General features: G+C 59.8%; 22 protein-coding genes. 2 read left to right on the top strand and 20 right to left on the bottom strand.

Annotated elements, in window-relative coordinates; translation table 11 throughout:
- Window positions 1-202: 202 nt before the first annotated feature.
- Window positions 203-949: a tRNA-uridine aminocarboxypropyltransferase gene (locus HU724_RS06660; RefSeq protein ID WP_186569828.1), complete on the bottom strand. Its 747-nt coding sequence runs from the start codon at window positions 947-949 to the stop codon at window positions 203-205.
- Between the two features lie 189 nt (window positions 950-1,138).
- On the opposite strand from HU724_RS06660, the gene HU724_RS06655 reads away from it, so the two are divergent.
- Entirely contained in the window at window positions 1,139-1,564 is a 426-nt protein-coding gene (locus HU724_RS06655; RefSeq protein WP_007908738.1) for a PA3611 family quorum-sensing-regulated virulence factor, read from the top strand.
- On the opposite strand, the gene HU724_RS06650 is transcribed toward HU724_RS06655, so the two are convergent.
- Window positions 1,565-1,762, bottom strand: a complete 198-nt coding sequence (locus HU724_RS06650) for a hypothetical protein (protein WP_016770569.1) — start codon at window positions 1,760-1,762, stop codon at window positions 1,565-1,567.
- Window positions 1,763-2,102: 340 nt separating this feature from the next.
- Here HU724_RS06650 and HU724_RS06645 point away from each other — a divergent pair, with 340 nt between their 5' ends.
- Window positions 2,103-3,218 carry an LOG family protein gene (locus HU724_RS06645; protein ID WP_186569829.1) on the top strand — a complete coding sequence of 372 codons (1,116 nt, stop codon included), beginning with the start codon at window positions 2,103-2,105 and terminating at the stop codon, window positions 3,216-3,218.
- 59 nt (window positions 3,219-3,277) lie between these two features.
- Here HU724_RS06645 and recX read toward each other — a convergent pair whose 3' ends face one another.
- The 18 genes from recX to HU724_RS06555 all read right to left on the bottom strand — a co-directional run bounded on the left by recX (window position 3,278) and on the right by HU724_RS06555 (window position 17,882).
- Window positions 3,278-3,748: a recombination regulator RecX gene (gene recX, locus HU724_RS06640; protein ID WP_133335041.1), complete on the bottom strand. Its 471-nt coding sequence runs from the start codon at window positions 3,746-3,748 to the stop codon at window positions 3,278-3,280.
- Window positions 3,749-3,756: 8 nt separating this feature from the next.
- The gene (gene recA, locus HU724_RS06635) at window positions 3,757-4,815 is read right to left on the bottom strand and encodes a recombinase RecA (RefSeq protein WP_024011876.1); all 1,059 of its coding nucleotides are present in this window, start codon (window positions 4,813-4,815) and stop codon (window positions 3,757-3,759) included.
- An 83-nt stretch (window positions 4,816-4,898) separates the two neighbouring features.
- Window positions 4,899-5,399: a CinA family protein gene (locus tag HU724_RS06630; protein ID WP_038861108.1), complete on the bottom strand. Its 501-nt coding sequence runs from the start codon at window positions 5,397-5,399 to the stop codon at window positions 4,899-4,901.
- Between the two features lie 67 nt (window positions 5,400-5,466).
- Complete coding sequence (locus tag HU724_RS06625) at window positions 5,467-5,985, bottom strand: lysis system i-spanin subunit Rz (RefSeq protein ID WP_186569830.1); 519 nt, start codon at window positions 5,983-5,985, stop codon at window positions 5,467-5,469.
- Window positions 5,964-6,530, bottom strand: a complete 567-nt coding sequence (locus HU724_RS06620) for a glycoside hydrolase family 19 protein (protein ID WP_186569831.1) — start codon at window positions 6,528-6,530, stop codon at window positions 5,964-5,966. The genes HU724_RS06625 and HU724_RS06620 overlap by 22 nt, the downstream gene beginning before the upstream one ends.
- A gap of 36 nt (window positions 6,531-6,566) precedes the next feature.
- Window positions 6,567-6,785, bottom strand: a complete 219-nt coding sequence (locus HU724_RS06615; protein ID WP_186569832.1) for a hypothetical protein — start codon at window positions 6,783-6,785, stop codon at window positions 6,567-6,569.
- Between the two features lie 11 nt (window positions 6,786-6,796).
- Window positions 6,797-7,999 (bottom strand): carbohydrate-binding protein CenC, encoded by a 1,203-nt coding sequence (locus HU724_RS06610; protein WP_186569833.1) that lies wholly within the window; start codon window positions 7,997-7,999, stop codon window positions 6,797-6,799.
- A gap of 17 nt (window positions 8,000-8,016) precedes the next feature.
- Window positions 8,017-8,463, bottom strand: coding sequence for a phage tail assembly chaperone (locus tag HU724_RS06605; protein WP_186569834.1), 447 nt, complete (start codon window positions 8,461-8,463; stop codon window positions 8,017-8,019).
- Window positions 8,464-9,357, bottom strand: coding sequence for a gp53-like domain-containing protein (locus tag HU724_RS06600; RefSeq protein ID WP_186569835.1), 894 nt, complete (start codon window positions 9,355-9,357; stop codon window positions 8,464-8,466). It abuts the gene before it with no gap.
- A 122-nt stretch (window positions 9,358-9,479) separates the two neighbouring features.
- A complete protein-coding gene (locus HU724_RS06595) occupies window positions 9,480-9,995 on the bottom strand; it encodes a phage tail protein (RefSeq protein WP_186569836.1) in 516 nt (171 codons plus the stop codon).
- Entirely contained in the window at window positions 9,992-11,149 is a 1,158-nt protein-coding gene (locus HU724_RS06590) for a phage tail protein (protein ID WP_186569837.1), read from the bottom strand. The genes HU724_RS06595 and HU724_RS06590 overlap by 4 nt, the downstream gene beginning before the upstream one ends.
- Window positions 11,150-11,162: 13 nt before the next feature.
- The gene (locus HU724_RS06585) at window positions 11,163-11,762 is read right to left on the bottom strand and encodes a YmfQ family protein (protein ID WP_042607028.1); all 600 of its coding nucleotides are present in this window, start codon (window positions 11,760-11,762) and stop codon (window positions 11,163-11,165) included.
- Window positions 11,750-12,796, bottom strand: coding sequence for a baseplate J/gp47 family protein (locus HU724_RS06580; RefSeq protein WP_160768305.1), 1,047 nt, complete (start codon window positions 12,794-12,796; stop codon window positions 11,750-11,752). Before HU724_RS06580 ends, HU724_RS06585 begins: the two co-directional genes overlap by 13 nt.
- On the bottom strand, window positions 12,786-13,184 hold the full coding sequence (locus HU724_RS06575) for a phage GP46 family protein (RefSeq protein WP_016771422.1): 399 nt from the start codon (window positions 13,182-13,184) through the stop codon (window positions 12,786-12,788). Before HU724_RS06575 ends, HU724_RS06580 begins: the two co-directional genes overlap by 11 nt.
- Window positions 13,184-13,693: a phage baseplate assembly protein V gene (locus HU724_RS06570; protein ID WP_110645920.1), complete on the bottom strand. Its 510-nt coding sequence runs from the start codon at window positions 13,691-13,693 to the stop codon at window positions 13,184-13,186. The genes HU724_RS06575 and HU724_RS06570 overlap by 1 nt, the downstream gene beginning before the upstream one ends.
- 142 nt (window positions 13,694-13,835) lie before the next feature.
- Window positions 13,836-14,879 carry a phage baseplate assembly protein gene (locus HU724_RS06565; RefSeq protein ID WP_186569838.1) on the bottom strand — a complete coding sequence of 348 codons (1,044 nt, stop codon included), beginning with the start codon at window positions 14,877-14,879 and terminating at the stop codon, window positions 13,836-13,838.
- A 4-nt stretch (window positions 14,880-14,883) separates the two neighbouring features.
- Window positions 14,884-16,119: a DNA circularization protein gene (locus HU724_RS06560; protein ID WP_186569839.1), complete on the bottom strand. Its 1,236-nt coding sequence runs from the start codon at window positions 16,117-16,119 to the stop codon at window positions 14,884-14,886.
- Window positions 16,116-17,882, bottom strand: a complete 1,767-nt coding sequence (locus HU724_RS06555) for a phage tail family protein (RefSeq protein WP_186569840.1) — start codon at window positions 17,880-17,882, stop codon at window positions 16,116-16,118. The genes HU724_RS06560 and HU724_RS06555 overlap by 4 nt, the downstream gene beginning before the upstream one ends.
- Window positions 17,883-17,970 lie beyond the last annotated feature (88 nt).

The raw sequence follows: 17,970 nt of genomic DNA, 5'->3' as shown, positions 1-17,970 counted from the left end.
AATGGCAGACGCGGTGCATTCCGGTCTTGCCAAAGCAACTCGAGACAGCGCTTGGAAGCGATATCCACAGGGGCACGTTCAACGCCAATCAACAGCAAACACGGCGTCTCAAACCTTGGCCGCACCCTAATCGGCGCCAAGCATGCCCAGCGCAGCCGGGGTGGTCAAGCAACATGGCCAGCGCTGTCGACAGTATGGGCCACTATCGGGCCAACTCCGGCTGCGGCTTTCGTATATAGGGCAACAGTTCGGCGTGAGCGGGCGTTGATTCATTCATGTCCAGTTGCTGCTTGGCACCGAGGTAATGCTGGCTGAACACATCGAAATAAGCATCCAGCGCCGAAGCGGCAGCGCTGTCACCGGCCAATTCCAGGCACAACGCCGCGACTTCGGCGGTGCACAGATGCTCGCTACGGGTCGAACGGCGCAAGCGATAGCGCGAGAGTTTGTCGGGCAGCAGGCTGAGGATCGGCAGGCGGTCGAAATACGGACTCTTGCGGAAAATCTTCCGCGCTTCAGTCCAGGTCGCATCGAGCAGAATGAACAGCGGCCGCTTGCTGCTATCGACTGTCACCGTGTTGGTCACCCGCGACGGTTCGACATACTCACCCGGAAACACCAGATACGGCTGCCACTGCGGATCGTTGAGCAATGCGAGCATGTGCGGGTCGGGCTCGGTGCGTGACCAGATGAACGCGTGGTTGTCGCGCACCACATCGGCAATCAGCCAACCGGTGTTGCTTGGCTTGAACACTTCCTTGCCGGTCATGATCAGGCACACGCCGGAACGGGTGTCGACGCTTGGTCGCCACGCGCACAGGCAATGACTGATGATGACCCGGCAATCGCGGCAACGCTCGGAGCGAAAGCCGCGCGCCTGAATCGGCTTGATGCCTTCGTCCTCACGCTGATCGCGCAGGCGGGCCACGGCGTTGGGGGCATGGATCATCGCAGGCAACACCGGCAGACAGGAAAACTCGACACGAACGACACTCGGCAGGGCAATAAAGGCCGGCAGTTTACCAGAGCGACGGCCACAAGCCTGTACCGTCCAGACCGGCTCACCTATAATTCGCCGCCACTGAACGCACCGCCCCGTGACGGGTCGAACCACCAGTCACCGAATCAGGAGAGTTTCATGCTGCGCCTTATCGTTCCCACCGCTGCCATTCTGCTGGCGTCGTCCTTTACCGCTCAGGCTGCGTCCCTGAGTGAGCAGAATCTGAACCGAGAGCTGCGCAACGTCGCCGCCCAAAGCAGCGTCGGCACGCCACGGGCGATCAATGAAGACATTCTTGATCAAGGCTACACCGTCGAGGGCACGCAGCTGATCAACCATCTGAGTGTGCAGAAGAGCCACGCCGACAAGATGCGCGCCGATCCCAAGGCTGTCTATTTCCAGTTGGGCGCGTCGGTCTGCAACAACCCGTCGTACCGCAAGCTGATGGCCAAGGGCGCGATCATGCGCTACGACTTCACCGAAGTGAAAACCAACAAAGCCATCGGTTCGGCCAGCTATCAGGAATCCGATTGCCCGAAAGCCGCGCCGGCGAAGAAGAAGTAATCAGCGCGAAGCCTTGGCGCGCCGCTGCTCATCCTCGGCGCGCAATTCCGCCACTAGCGCTTGCAGATAGCGCGAGCGACGTTCGCCGCCGGCCAATCGTCGGCAGCACTCTTCTTCGAGACTCAATTGATGCGTCTCGGCCGACTCCTGCAACATTCGATACAGCTGAGTATCGATCTCCAGAACCACTCTGACCATGCATCCCGCCTCCTTGCCACCCACGAATCCATGAATTGCCTAGCCTTGCGCAAGCGCAAGGTTGTCTTACGACGTCTGTATTTGAGTAAATCAGAGTGATGGCCCTTTGCGACACGTTCAGACGAGCGGCGACGCTTTGGCGCAAATCAGTAAGCGGTTGCCAGGCAAAACGTTACAGCGCACTGTTCAAGTCAGCGCGAATGCGTGCGAGGGTCTAGATTGAGAGTATTCCCGATCATTCGTTAACGGCAGAAATGGAACTGCCGGCCCTGTGTGTTTTGCAGTGCGACCCGGACGCTGGTTGTCCGGGCTACCCGCTCTGTACAGAAGGAGACGTTGAATGCCTTATCAACCGAATGACCTCTTGAGCCGTCATTTTCAGGAAAGCGGCGACCTCATCAGCCAGGTCGAAGCCCAACTCAACCGTATTTCCACCAACAGCCCGAACATCCCCATCTACCGCGACATGATCCTGACCGTGCTGCGCATGGCTCAGGAAGACCACAACCGCTGGAACGCCAAGATCACCCTGCAAGCCCTGCGTGAACTGGAGCAGGCGTTCCGCGTGCTCGAACAATTCAAGGGCCGGCGCAAAGTCACCGTGTTCGGCTCGGCACGTACGCCAGTGGAACATCCGCTATACGCGATGGCCCGCGAACTCGGCGCAGCGCTGACACGCGCAGACATGATGGTCATCACCGGCGCCGGCGGCGGCATCATGGCCGCCGCCCACGAAGGAGCCGGGCGTGACCACAGTTTGGGATTCAACATCACCCTGCCCTTCGAACAACATGCCAACCCCACCGTCGACGGCACCGATAATCTGTTGCCATTCCACTTTTTCTTCACCCGAAAACTGTTCTTCGTCAAAGAGGCAGACGCGCTGGTACTGTGCCCGGGCGGTTTCGGCACCCTTGATGAAGCGCTGGAAGTGCTGACGCTGATTCAGACCGGCAAAAGCCCATTGGTGCCAGTGGTATTGCTGGATGTTCCGGGCGGTACCTTCTGGCAGGGAGCGCTGGACTTCATCCGCAATCAGCTGGAAGAAAACCGCTATATCCTGCCGACCGATATGAAGTTGATGCGACTGGTTTACAGCGTTGAAGACGCGGTGGATGAGATCAATCAGTTCTATAGCAACTTCCACTCCAGCCGCTGGCTCAAGCGGCAATTTGTAATTCGCATGAACCACAAGCTCAGCGACCAGGCACTGACACAGATGCAGGAAGAGTTCGCCGACCTGTGCCTGAGCGACGAGTTTCATCAACACGCCTACAGCGGTGAAGAACACGACGATGCACAGTTCAGCCATCTGGCACGGCTGGCGTTTGCCTTCAATGGCCGTACCCATGGTCGCCTGAGGGAGTTGGTGGACTTTATCAATCTGCCGGAAAACTGGGCCGATTCGAAACCGCCCACTGCACAACGCTCACGCGAACCTTTCAACGTGATTTGAAAGCAAAAAAAAGGCCCGCTATTTTCTAAAAAATAGCGGGCCTTTTTTGTTGAATCGGTCTAATCGTCCATCCCTCGACCGCTGAACAAGCGGTTGATCATCTCCATCGAGAACCCCCGATACGCCAGAAACCGGCCTTGCCTGGCCCGTTCTTTCGCATCAATCGGTAAATGTCCGGAGAACTTGCGTTGCCACGTATCCTGAAGCTGCGCCTGCCAATTGATACCGCTTTCGCGCAGGGCGATTTCGATATCGGCACGTTGCAAGCCCCGCTGGCTGAGCTCCTCACGAATTCGCAGAGGGCCATAGCCGGAACGGGCGCGGTAGGAAACAAAACTTTCAAGGTAACGGGCTTCGGAAAGCAGCCCCTCTTCCGTCAAACGGTCGAGGGCTGTTTCGATCAGCTCCGCCTCGGCGCCGCGCTGACGCAGCTTACGCGTCAACTCGACTCGACCATGCTCGCGACGTGCGAGCAGGTCCATAGCGGTTCGCCGCACCGCGACGAGGGTATCCAGTACGGCGGTGGTCATCGCTGGTATCAGAGGTCAGCGTCGGCCAGGTCGTCTTCGGTCTCTTTGACCGCCGAGGCCTTGGAGTCCGCGATCACCGCTGGCGACAGCAGCTTGTCACGCAGCTGCTTCTCGAGCTTCGCGGCGATTTCCGGGTTGTCCGCCAGGAACTTGGCCGAGTTGGCCTTGCCCTGACCGATCTTGGTGCCTTCGTAGGCGTACCAGGCGCCGGACTTCTCGACGAAACCGTGCAGCACACCCAGGTCGATCATCTCGCCGTTGAGGTAGATGCCTTTACCGTAAAGAATCTGGAACTCGGCCTGACGGAACGGCGAAGCCACCTTGTTCTTCACAACCTTGACGCGGGTTTCGCTGCCGACCACTTCGTCGCCTTCCTTCACCGCGCCGGTACGACGGATGTCGAGACGAACCGAAGCGTAGAACTTCAGCGCATTACCACCGGTGGTGGTTTCCGGGCTGCCGAACATCACGCCGATCTTCATACGGATCTGGTTGATGAAGATGACCAGGCAGTTGGCGTTCTTGATGTTACCGGTGATTTTACGCAGCGCCTGAGACATCAGACGTGCTTGCAGGCCGACGTGCATGTCACCCATTTCACCTTCGATTTCAGCCTTCGGTACCAGTGCCGCCACGGAGTCGACGATGATTACGTCAACAGCGTTGGAGCGCACCAGCATGTCGGTGATTTCCAGTGCCTGTTCGCCGGTGTCCGGCTGGGAAACCAGCAGGTCGTCGACGTTGACGCCCAGCTTGCCGGCATACTCTGGATCGAGCGCGTGTTCGGCGTCGACGAATGCGCAGGTCGCGCCGGCTTTTTGCGCCTGGGCGATCACGGACAAGGTCAGTGTGGTTTTACCGGAGGATTCAGGACCGTAGATTTCAACAATACGGCCTTTTGGCAGACCGCCGATGCCGAGTGCAATGTCCAGACCCAGAGAGCCAGTAGAGATGGCCGGGATCGCCTGACGGTCCTGATCGCCCATACGCATTACGGCACCCTTGCCGAATTGACGTTCGATCTGACCCAGGGCCGCAGCCAAGGCTTTCTTCTTGTTGTCGTCCATTAAAGTCCTCACGTAATCAATAAGGCCTGACGGCCAACACCTGTATAAGTAGCCAGTATTATTCCACAGCGTTCGAAGATCGCCTACCCCTGATTTTCGATTTCTCGTGCCGCTAGTCGCACAAGCCCCTCTAGCGCGGCCTTCACCGTTTGTCGGCGGACCTCATCACGGTTGCCGGGGAAGTGCTGAACCTCACTGTAAACCTCGTCGCCAACACCCCAGGCCAGCCATACCGTGCCGACTGGCTTGTTCGGTGTGCCACCGTCGGGGCCGGCGACACCGCTGACCGCCACGGCAAAATGCGCCAGGCTGTGCTGCTGCGCACCGCGCACCATGGCCTCGACCACTTCGCGACTGACCGCCCCTACCGTCTCGAACAAATCGCCCGGCACATCCAGCTGCCGGGTCTTCTGCCGATTGGAATACGTCACGTACCCCGCTTCAAACCAGGCCGAACTGCCCGGAATCCGCGTAATCGCTTCGGCGATACCGCCACCGGTACAGGACTCTGCGGTGGTCACATGGGCATTGAGCACTTGCAGACGTCGGCCCAGTTCTGCGGCCAGTTGGGTGGTCTCTTTCACGGCGAGCTCCGGATCGTGTGGAATGCCTTCACCGTACACGAGCCGGCCATGCTTTCAATACACAGAATCATTCAAGATGTTCGGGCGCCAGCGCTCTGACATAGGCCTGACAGGCCTGCAACGCAATCAATCCACGGTCGCCGGTGTCGGTGATGGCGATAATTCGTTGAGCATGCGCCGGGTCAAGTCGGGCGCGTACGGCTGCAGAATCCACGCCGCCGCTGCCGGCGGTGGCTGGCAGCGCACAGCCGTGGGCAACGTCACCGGCGTCGAGAAGGACCGACAGCCGCACATCGGCAGTAGCAAGACGATCGCGCAGGCGATCCTGATCACGTTGGGCATCGCTCAGCGCTCGATAATGGGTTTGTTCACTGGCCGCGAGCCGCTGCTCCAGCGCCAGGCGTTTGTCCTGCTCGGCCTGTTGCGCGGTGGCGGCGGTCAGCGTCAGTTGATTGAGGGTTTCGGCGTTTAACCGCGCCTGCTCGGCCAATTGCCGCCCGTAGCGCCAGTCCTGAAACTGCCATGCCGCTGCAAACGCCCCGGCCAGCAGCAGCAACAGACCCATCACGCGCCAGGAGCTGGACATAGCACCGCCCTCGCCCGTGCCCAAATCTCGAGTCGATCCTGCAAGCCATTCAACCCGCCGTTGATCCGGCGGGTGATGGTGTTGAACTGGTCAGCGTCGGCCAGTTCATTCAAGCCCTTCTGCGCCCAGAACCACGCCGCCGATTCGGCCGCCCATTGCGGTTGTTCGAGCAGTTCGGGCAATGCCAACAGACGCTCATCGCCAAACAAGCCGAGGCTGCATTGGCGATAGTTGGCGCGACCGGTGATTTGTATCAGCCCGCGTCCTCGGTACTTTTGCCCGTCGCCATCCGCCTCCGGCGTATTGCCCAAACGCAGCGCCAGGGTGCCGGTATCGTATTTGCTCAGGTACTGGTTGTTGCCCAGTTCGCGCACGTAACGCAATTCGCCCGACTCGTGACCGACCTGTGCCAGGAACGCCGCGATACGCTTTGGCGTATCGATGCGCTGCCTGGCCATCGCGGTGTTGAGCGCCGAAACAAAAACGCCCGCTTGGGAGCGGGCGTTGGGCATGATGTCGGTAAGGTGTTTTTCAGTTAATTGCATGATGCATGATCCTCCCTGGATGTTGTCCCGATTGAATCACGGCTGGCGGCTGATGGTTGCCAGCCATTTATTTGCCAGAGTTTTCAGGGTGCCGGTCGCACCAGTTTCCGCGAGTCCCCCATCCGCCGGTAGCACCTGCCCGCCCGAGAGCTGCCACTGCTGGAACTCTAGCCAGTCGCGATTATTGGAGTCCTGTGGAATAAATGCACAATCAGACAGGCGCAACACGCCGCAAGCGCTTAGTTTATAAGCCATGAGTGTCGCTCCTAGATTTCAGCGTCCGCTGTCCATTCCAGTTGCAAAGTCTGCCCCGGTGCGCTGCCAACAGGCGTGACAGTGGCAAAAGAAATACTACGATCCGTTACGCCTTGAAGTAGTGTGCCGGTGCAAGCTTTGCTGATCGTTTGATTCCAGACCTGATTACTGCTGTCCGCCGGGCTATAGGCAGTAACCGTCGGTTGAACCCTTTTCTGAACCAGAAAGCCGATCGTCATCCCGTATTGGCCGGTATTTCCTGCCGGGACCTGAGTAAACGTCGAGATACAGGTATTGGTGCCATTATTGGCTTTAACCGGCAACCCGGAAGCAAATGACTTTTCGTAATAGCGCTGACATAACGCCAGCTCCTGCGCTAAGGGACGAAGTTCAAAGGGCGTGGATACAGGCCCCTCCTCCAATTGGACCTGTGTCAGATCGACCGTTTGCAGCACGTCGAGAGGCAGATCGAACGCCAATGTCAGACAGTCGCCGCTGCCTTGCATTTTCCCTGCAATGGCAGGCACCTGGAACGTTGCGGTGTAGCGCGTCCACACTGTGTTCAGTTGAAACGTATCAATCAATTTCCCAACGGCTGCCGATCCACCCACCCCGAATTGCTGCGCAATTGTTATTTGCAAAGGCCGTACGGCATCGGATCGAGCCCAAAACGTCAGCGTTGCCGTTTTTCCGGCGAGCGTTCTGACCGACTCTATATTCTGGGAAATTTTGTGAACGGTAGCTCCCGCCCCTGCGGACGTTTGCTGCCAGCGCAGGAAACAGGCCGGCTCATCAGAGACCTCGCCTTGCCCGAGAGCAAAATTTTGCCGTGTGATGCTCACTCCGGCGTTTCCGTTCCAGTCACAACGGAAACGATCAGCCACGTACCCGCCGACATTTGGCGCCTGATTGCTCGCACCACGCTGCCAGATTCGGAAATCGCCATTGATCAACAGATTCTTGCGATAGACCTGCACCGGAAACGCTTGCAGCGGATCAGGTCTGGACAACTGTCGAATGGCCTGGGCCAATTGATGGGTCTGATTTTCATCAGGTGTCAGGCCGGCAGCCGTGATTGCATTGAGTATTTCCTCGGTAACACTGTTCCCCCAACTCGCCGGAATCAGTGACCCAGGCTTTCCTTCAATCGGGTCTTCGTCGACAAATCTGCCGTTTTCCAGACCTGAGCCCGGAATGCTTTTCGGATAATCCATATCACGTTCCTGATGATTTAAAGCGCAGCAGACAGCCAGCTCGGTGCCACCGGCCGATGCGCGCTGGACGGGAAGAATGAGCCTTGCGGCCACTCGCGCAACGCCCGTCGATAAGTTTGCAGTTCGGCATATTGTTCAGTGGTCAATGTTGTGCCGCCGCCGTCCTCCAGTTCATCACGGTCGCGTGCGACCAGGCCGTCAGTGGCGGCAAGCTGGGCGTTGCGCCAAGTGCGCTCGAAGCCTGCGGCCGCCTCTGCCGAAGGAGGCGGTGGATCGACCAGGACCGGATAACCGCTTTCAGCATGCACGCCAATAACTTTCGCGGTGACCGACAGTTGCTGCAGCAGCGAGATCCAATAGGCTTGGGGAATTTCGATGACATCGTCAGGAATGTCCGACGAATTGATACCCGGTACATACACGCCTCGCGTACCGGCGCTGAAAAGCACGTTGGTAGTATTCATTCAATAACCCTTGGCAAAATAAAACACGGTCCAGCCAGCGCCAGGCTGGTTGACCGCGTTGCGCACTTTCAAGCGAACGCCTTGCTTGGTGGCGGTGCCTCCGACAACAATCACGATGGCCGCTTCGCCACCAGCGTGGTTGGCGACACATGAGAAAAACCCATTCGGGAAGGAAACCGGGAAATTGACCCACATTTCACCGTTGGCATCCGTAATGCCGGTTCCCCATTGATCTATGTTCCCACTGGCGTGCTTCTGATACCCGGGGTTAGCAGTCAACCCTGAAAACAGCGCGGCATATTTGAGACTCGCGGTGCCGTGGACTGCCCAGACTCCGTTTTCCCTGACGACAGTGGCGCTCTCACCACTGTTCATGACAATCGAGGTCAGTTCAGCTCCTTGCGGGCTTATTTTCGCAATGCCTGTACAGGCAATAGTGACCGGGGCGTTGCTACGGCAATGCAGCGTGAACGTTGCGCCATTGGGAACTGACTTGATGTCTGGCAAAGACACGGTATAGGCCGAGTTTCCGCCCAGGCCGATCGCCCATCCCACATCCGCAAAAGAAAGTTGCGCCGTGGCTGCGATGTCGCGAGACCCTGCGTGATTGCCCAGTGCACGCTGCACGAACTCGGCCGTAGCCACTGAACGGCTGAAATCGAATTGCGCCGGGGTTTTGAAGAGCTGCGAGCTACGTAGCGCGTCGAGCATTTGTGTATTTGAAGTCTCGGTCGGTGTCATTCCAGCGGCCCGCACAACGCCGAGAATTTCCTGCGTCACGCCGTTGCCCCAACTCGCGGGAATCAACGAGCCGGGTGTGCCCGCGAGCGCGTCCTCATCAACAAACATGCCATTGACCAAGCCTGCGCTTGGCACACTGATTGGATAATCCATTGTCTTTTTCCTTAACGATGACTTCGATCCTTGCGGTCGCGCGGCGCCACTGGCCAAATGATGTACAAACTAAACAAGCCCATATCGCGTGGCGTCGGTGACGTAGAAATGGACCTTGTTGCCTAGCTGGATATACCGTTGATCAGGTCACGAATCCCGATCAACGCATCGTCTGCCGCGCCACGCGCCAAATCGACCTTGCCCTTGCCAGCCTGTGCGCGAATCTGCGCCTTGGCTTTCAGGCGCAAAGTGCGCAGCGTGAGCAAATGCGCAGTCAACTGCTCCGCCTTGCTCAGAATTTGCTCGGCGGCCTGTTTGGCGCTGCGCCCTTTGGCAACCCACGCTGCGACCGAAAGTGGCACTTCCTTTTTCGGGTATCCGGCGTCGCTGAAAGCCTGAGCGTCTGCGGCTGCCTGTGCGTACTCCATGGCCTTGAGTGGATCACCAGCCAGTGCGTTGCGAGCGTTGTCGGCGGCGGCGTCGACTTTGGCGCAAAGGCGTTCGGCTTCCTGCAGATCCAGTGCAATCTGCCTGTCTGCATTGAAAACCCAGTTCTGCCCGTCCCACTCGTGCGCAGCCGACGGTTGCGGCAGGCGCAACTCACCGTCGCACTGATGAAGCTCCTGAATAACGATCATCGAATAAGCTCCCACGAGAATTGCACGTTCACCGCGTCGGAAAAGTTGATGGCAATGCCCACACTGTAATCAGTGATTGGATGGGTTTTGATGCCCATGCTCAGCAATAACTCATCGCTGTCGGCATTCGATTGGCCCAGGTTGTGTTCGGCCTGATAGCACTGCCACAGTGAGCGCAAATTGGCGTGGTCGAAGCTGGCCGCCAACGTCGAAACCGTGACGTCATTGACGATGTTGTTGGTGAACAGTACGCACGGGGAAACCGTTGCCGGGTTCCACCCTCCCGGGTTGTTAGAACTGCCTGTCAGGATCGGCGACAGGAAGCAGTAGTTGCCCCCTGCCCACCCGGTGGACGGAAAGGCGACTGAGGTGACCGCCGTGGACGATGGCGTTGGGTTACCGGCGACTAGTCGTGCCGCACGCGCATGCGGGTCGAGCGGTAAAAATATCGCCCCTGTGCCATTCACCGTTTGCGTCCAAGTCAATCGTGCGCGGTTGTATATGGTCCGCAAAACCGGCACCGAACCCGGTGCTCCGGTTATCACCCACGCCAGACACATGTCCAGAGGCGTGGACTGAAAACCGCCGCCGGCAGCGCCGTTGACCATTCCTTTGAGCGAGTCAGGCACGACGTCATGAATGCCACCGCGTTGGGTGTAGAACGTGAGTACCCCAGCGATAACTTGCGCTCGCAGAAAGTAATGGCTGCTGGGCAGCAGGTCCGCACTGCTCCACGCCGCCGTCACAAAGGTGCGCGAGCGTCCGAGTTGGCCGGCCACTACTTCCTGGCCGAGACTGATAAAGGTTCCCGCTGCGATCGAAACCCGGCCGCCACTGGTTGAGGCCGCAGCCGGACTGACCGGCAGACGTGCATCGGCGGTGGCAACTGTAGGTAAAGGCAAAGCAGCCAACGGCAGCGCCAGATCCTGGTTCCAGCCCTTGGCCGTCACCGATTGGATCGCTTGCAACAACTGATCGTATTTCTTCTCGTCCGGCGTCAGGTCCGCCGCCTTGATCACGTTGAGAATTTCCTGCGTAACTCCGTTACCCCAGTCCGCCGGGATCAACGACCCCGGTGTCCCCATCAACGGGTTCTCATCAACAAACTTCCCATTGACCAGCCCGGCACTGGGCACACTCTTCGGATAATCCATCCCTCATTCCTCCCTAGTCATAATTGATATGCACCTTGGTATGCGCCGGCGCACTGCGGTGGATCAGGCATTCCAGCGCCGAGCCCGGGTTTACGCCGAAGCGCTCGCCCCAGTAGCTCGCACCGTAACGCCGACCGAGCAGCAGGCGGCCGCCGGTGTTGAGCGTCCACATGAATTGCGCTTCCCAGGTGCCCCAGTGCGCCGAACCAAACCGGGCGCGGCCCATGCGTGGGGCTTCGTGTTCGGTGATGCTGGCGTTGGGGTAACCCTGGCTTTTGGCGATGTCGAGGTAATAGCCGACAGCCTGGCTGCCGACCGCGAGCAGGCGGCGGCGTACGGCGAGGCGGCGGTCGTCGAACAGTGGCGTGGTGCCCAGGCACGGGTCGGGCAATTGCATGACGCGTTCCCAGTCCGGCACCAGTTCGCTGACGCCGGCCGGGTCCATTTCGTTGAGCAGGTCGGCGGCGCGCGCATCCAGACGAGCCAGTTCGACGGCGACGCCTTGCAACACTTCTTCGAGTTCCGGCACGCGTTCCGGATCCCATGCCGGGCCACTGGGCAGCAAGGCGCGCAACTGCGCCTGGTATTGCGCGGCGGTTCTTATGCCCCCCATACGCAGCCTCCGAAGGTCAGCAGTTCGCTCTGCCCGGCCGGCACGTCAGCGGCTGGAGCAGTGAGCGTGTGATCGTATTCGCCGCCGGCGCTGCTGATCGCTTCGCGGATATGGCTGATCAGCAGCGGCACGCCGAGGTCAGCCTCGCGGTTGTGCAGATCGCGCAACTGCGCTTCGACGGCGGCGCGCACGGCGGTGGTGTCCGGATTGACGCTCTTGAAGCGATACACCACCGGCACCTGAACCGGTCGCTGCACGTGCACTTCCGCGGTCACCGGACGCAGCGGTTCGATGTACTCCTGAACCTCCGCCAACTGTTCATCGTTCGGCACCGGTTGCGGATCATCGTCGCGCATGATGAACACGGTTACGGTGCCCGGGCCGAGCAAGCCACCACGGCACCACGCCCGCGTCACGCCCGGCACTTCCAGTGCCCAGGTTTCGTAGTCGCTGGCCGCGCCTCCGTGAGGAATCACCCGATAGGAACGAATCACCCGCGAGCGCAGCGATTCGAGGCTTTCCCGCGCCACACCGCCGCTGAGGCCCGGCGCCAGCACCACGAAGCTGTTGCCGACAATCCCGGCAATCGGCTGCACCGGGGTCAGCGTCAGACCGGCGTCAGCGTTGCCGAGGCTGCCGGCCTCCAACGCGGCAATTGTGGTGTTGTTGCTGCCATTGACCGTGGTGCGCGCGGCGGTGACTTTGTAGGTGCGGCCATCGTTCGCTTGCAGCAGCGTGTCGACGTCGAGCACCGCGCCGGCAGTGGCGGTAAAACTGACGCTGCCGGTAGCCACTTGCGCAGCTTTGCGCGGCTGATTCAGGCGCAGCGCGGCGATGCGTTCCAGGGTTGACTCATCGGCTTTGTCGGGCAGGATCTGCTCGGCAATCCAGTCGAGATAACCGTACAGACCATAAGCGGCGCCGCCGAGGGTGCGGGCGAGCACTTGCGCATCGGACTGGCGCAGCGAATCGCCGGCCAGGTCGCTTTGGGTGCGCTTGATCAGCACCGGCAGCGAAGGGGTTTCAAACGGCATAGATCACCTGCCAACTGTTATCGGGGTTGATGTCCAGACGTTCACCGTCGGCCAGGGTCAGGACCGTGCGCAGGTTCAAGCGCTGGGCGTCGAGGCGTTCGCTGATGATGTCGATGGCGCTGCAGTGGCCGTCGTCGAGTAGCCATTGCAGGGCTTCACGGGCATAGAACTCGGCGTCCATCTGCGTTTGCCGGGTCAGCTTGACCCGGCGCAACAGCCACAGCCGCGAGCCGATGCGATCGTCGGCAACCGTGGGAAAACTGTCGCCCCACCAGCCGAAGCGTTCTTCGTCATCGAGGGCATCGTCATCGGCGGCGCGACGCCAGGTGAACAGGCTGATCAGCACCGCGCGGGTCAGTGCGGCGTGGAGGTTCTGGCTGATGAACATCATTGGCCTCCTGCCGGCGCGCCGGTCTGACCGTTACCGGCCTGGACGCCAACATGCACGTGCTTGATCTGGCTGATGCCGCCGGCCAGTTGATCACCGGTGGAGACGATCTTGCCGGTCTGGTTTATCACCGGTGTGTCGAAGTTCACCGCGCTGCTGGCGCGGATGTTCAGCGTGGCGGTTTCGATGTCGATGATCCGCCCGCGCTTGAAATGAATTTTGTCGCCCTCGTCGGTGTAGATCGCCACTTCACCGGCAGCGAGTGCTTGCAGGCGATAGCGACGGTCGGCGATGACCAGGGCGATGGCGTGGGACCGGTCGCCGCCGATGAAGGTGACGACCCCTTCCGCTCCCGCCAGCGGATGGCTGGTGAAACCATAGGGCTCGAAGTGTTCGAGGTCGTCGTTGATTTCACCGGCGGTGAGGCGCATTTGCAGCGATTGCAGTTTCGAAGCCGAATTGGCGAGCACGACAGTGCCGCGCGCCAGCAGGCGTGTCAGTAGGCTCATGGGGTGTCCTTGAAAAGAGTCGCCCGAATGGGATCAGTGTGGGAGCGAGCCTGCTCGCGAACGCGGCGGGTCAGGCGCTGTGATGTTGAGGCTGGCGACGCTTTCGCGAGCAGGCTCGCTCCCACAGGGTTCGGGGTCAGGCTCAGGTTTCTTTCGGGGGAGTCGGATTGGCATCAAAGGTATGCGGCGGCGCCACTTGCAATGTGGTCACCGATCCCTGCGCCGACAGCGAATAAGTGACCTTGGAAATCAGCATGTCACCATCGAAATCGAGCACCGGATCCTTGACCTTGACCAGCGTGTTATGGCGCCACAAATCGCCATTGCTCTGCCGCCAGCCCTGCACCTTATAGGTGGTGGTCTGCGCGCGGCCCATGCGAGTCGCGCTTTCCCATAGAGCACGCTGCTGCGCTAACTCAAAGGTCAGTTGCGTGCCTTCATTGATCACCGTGGTGCGCCGCCGTTTGAAACTCAGGTCGGCCGCGGTCGACTCGACTTCGCTGACCGCCGCGCCGCTCTTCGCATCCGAGCCTTTTTGCTGGCCGATCACCCGGTACTCGGAGAACACCTGGCTGAAATCCATTGGCGCACTGGCCGACAGGATGTTCTTGCCCAGCTCCAGCGCATCGCTGGCGCGTCCGCCGCTGCCGGGTTTGGCCAGCACCAACTGGCCCAGCTCGTTGTCGGTGGAAAACACCCGCAGCAGCGACAGCAATCGGTCGATCGACTGGAATGCCGTTTCACCCGGCACGATGGTGTGTTTGGTCAGGCGTGTGGTTTCGCTGATTTCGTTGACCACTGACAGCCCATATTCGCTCGCCAGATCGCGGACGATAGTCAGCAAGGGTTGTTGCTGCCATTGGCTGGGCAGGTTGCGAGCGGCGCAATCGACCAGATCCTGGGTCTTGGAACTGCCTTCGATGGTCAGGCTGATCTGCCGCCCGTCATAGCGGATCGGTGCTTTGAACACGTAACCGGTGAGCACCAGGTCCTTGCCGATTTTCACTTCACAGGGGTCACCGGGTTTAATCGGTTTGCTCACCGCCTGCCCCGGCCATTGCCAGGTAATGTCGAGCTTGAAGGTGCGGAACTGGCGCTCCAGATCAGCGGTGATTTCGACGCTTTTCCAGCCGCCGTATTCCATATTGTTGACCGTCAGCGTGACGTGATTGTCCATCTCGTTCATGGCATCACTCCCGCGAGACTTTCACATCGTTGGGCGAGAAACCGGGATGGGTAATCGCGTTACGCTGAGTCACTTCTTCGACTCGCGTGGCGTCGCCGAACTGCTTGTAGGCCACGACCACTGCCGGAAAGCTTTCCTGAAACGATTTGCTGACTTGCCGCACGCCGGAGGACGCCACCGCTTTGAGATGAGCCACCAGCGCTTCCTTTACATCGTTGATGGCTTGGAAGTGGGCAGGTCCGGCTTTTGCCAGCATTGGATCAATGGCGGCAGTCACAGCCGCGCGCAGCGCTTGCATGTCATCGCTGACAGGGACTTCCTGACGGCTGACCGGCGACGTCGACTGTTGAGCCACCGACGGCGTCGACGCCAGCTTCACCGGCGTGGTCGCCACCGGCATCGACGCCACCCACTGCGCCACTTTGACCAGCATCGTGTCCTGCACCAGATCGGCCATCGCCTGCGCTGCGGCATTGGTGTCTCTGCCCGTGGTGATCTTTGGCGCATCAGCCTTGCGAATCGCTTCGAGTTGCTGCGACACGTCGGCTATCACGCCACGGTAGCCTTCCTTGGCGAACGCTTTCAGCTCCTTGATATCGCCGAGCAAACCCTTGAATTCCGCCGCCACTTCCTTGGGCAGCTCCTTCACGGCCTTGACCAGCTCAGTGATCTGGCGGTACTGCTCGATCAAAGGTTTCAGTTGCTCCTTGATCACCTCGTAAACCCCGGTGAGGCTGTTGCGCAGGTTGGTGATGCCGATCCGCGCAGCCTTGATCAAAGTCATCGCCTGTTCGAAACGCGCCACCGCTGAACCCAGCAGACCGTCGGCTTTGGCCAGCAGCACTTTCTGCGTGCTGACCGTGGCTGTCGGAAACGGCAGGGGTTGGTCGGGATAGAACTTCAATGCAAACGTCACCAGCCCACCGTCCTGGCGGGTGTGGGTCATGTCGCATTCGCCGACCTTGACTTGCAGGCGTCCAAGCCACGGATGCACCAGCTCGCCACGGCCCTGCTCCAGCGCCTTGAGCAGCTTGTCGCGCTGCTCCAGGCAATCGGGGCCGATGATGAACGCGGTCAGATCGTGGGTCTTGGCCTGCTGGCCGAGGTCCTCGAAATACGGCAGGTCGCGTTGCGGGTATTCATGCAACTGCCCTTTGCGCCCGACCGGGGTTTTCGCCTGGTCGATCCAGAAACCGACACCGCGAAAGGATGCCGGCAATAAACGGTCACGCCAGTTCATTGGGAACCTCCCATCGACAGTGAGCGATAGCCGATGCGTGAAGACACGGCCAGGCCCGGTTGATTGGTTTGCGGTTGTTCGGTGCGCAGGCCTGCCGGCGCATTTTCGAAGCGCACGGTCAGGCCGCCTTCGAGTTGCGTGCGGTTGTTGGCGGCGCTTTGCTGGATCAGCGCGCTGGAGGTTTGTGGCAACGAACCGCTTTGCAGTGCGCCGTTGCCAGCAGGCGCCGGACTGGCAGCGAAGAACGCCGGTGCCAGTTCGCCTTTACCTTCGGCATTGGTCTGGCGTTGTGCTTCAGTGAGAGTTTCAACTTTGCCGGTGACCTTGGCGATCAGTCCGGCGAAGCCACCGTCGAACAACTCCTTGATCGGCGCAATGACGGTTTGCAGCTTTTGCCACAAGTCGCCGAACCACTCAGTGATCGGCCCCCAACTCTCGATGATCTGATCCAGCGGTTTCCATTCGAACAGGCTGTGCAGAAAGTCCACGACCGGCGCGGACAGCGCCAACACAACGCCCCAGAGCGCCGAAAAGACCTCACCGATCGGCTGCCAATACTGGGCAATCTGCTCCAGCGGTGACCACTCGAACAGGCTGGTGAAAAAGCCCCTGACTCGCTGCACAGACGTTTGCAGCGCCATCCAGATCGGTTCGAAGAACCCGACAACTCCACCCCAGGCGCTGGTGAGCATTTCCAACGGGAAAAAATCGAACAGTGTCCGCAGGATATCCCGGGTGCTTTGTACGGCCGATTGCAGCGTCGTGAACATCGGTTCGAAGAACGTCACGACACCACCCCAGGCATCGGTAATCATCTGCATCGGCGAGAAATCGAACAGGTTTCTGAGAAACGCCATCACCGGCACACTCAAGGCCTCGAGCAATTCCCAGATCGCCGAGAACAGGCCGGTCAGCGGCCCCCAGTTTTCAATGATCATCCCCGCAGGCGACCACGCGAAAACCGACTTGAAGAAGTCGATCACTGGCGCCGTCACGGCCATCACCTTGTCCCAGACTCCGGAGAAAAATCCCGTGACCGGTTCCCACAACACCGCCAGTGCCGCCAGCGGTCGCCAGTCAAGTACCGAGCGCAACGTCGCCATCGCACTCGCCCCGGCGTTTTTCACGCCTTCCCACATCCCTGTGAAAAACGCGCTGATCGGTGTCCAGTTGGCCACGATCAATCCGGCAGCCACGGCAATGCCCATGGCGATCAGCATGATCGGGTTGGTCTTGAGCACCATGCTCATGAGGTCCATCACCTGAGTCATACCGGTGACCGCGGTTTGCATGGCGGAGAAGGCAATCGCCCCCGCCGCCAGGCCTTCGACCAGTTTCGGGTTGTCGGCGAGCAGGCTGCCAACCTGCGTCAGCATCGGTTCCAGCCCGACCACCAAGGCCCCCACCGCCGGCACCAGCGCGGCGTCCACCGCCGCCGAAACCTTCTGCATCGACGCACTGAACACGTTCATGTTCTGCGTGGCAGCAGTCGGCGCGGCGGGCAGATCGACGGTTTTCGCCGTGTCGCTGACTTCGCTCAATTTTCCCTGGAACGCTGCGGCCGATTTGATGCCGTCTACAAACGGCGTGATCACGCTGCCGCCGTTGAACAGACCACTGATGTCCAGTTTGCCGAGGCCGGTCTGCTCGAGATTGTTTTTAAAACTCTCAACCTTCATGCGCAGGGCGCCCAGTTTGGGCGAAAGTTCATCGATGCCGGTGATCAGCACCGGTTTCGGGGTTTTCTTCTCTTCGTCTGCCATCACTGCACCTGCTGCATCGCATTGATCCGTTGCGCGTGCTCCAGCGATTCGCGGAGCACATCCAGTGGCCTGGCCATCATCTGTTCGG

The organism is Pseudomonas iranensis (assembly GCF_014268585.2).
In the GTDB taxonomy this organism is placed as follows: domain Bacteria; phylum Pseudomonadota; class Gammaproteobacteria; order Pseudomonadales; family Pseudomonadaceae; genus Aquipseudomonas; species Aquipseudomonas iranensis.
The sequence above is the reverse complement of the archived record's forward strand: the minus strand, read 5'-3'. Positions and strand labels throughout refer to the sequence as shown.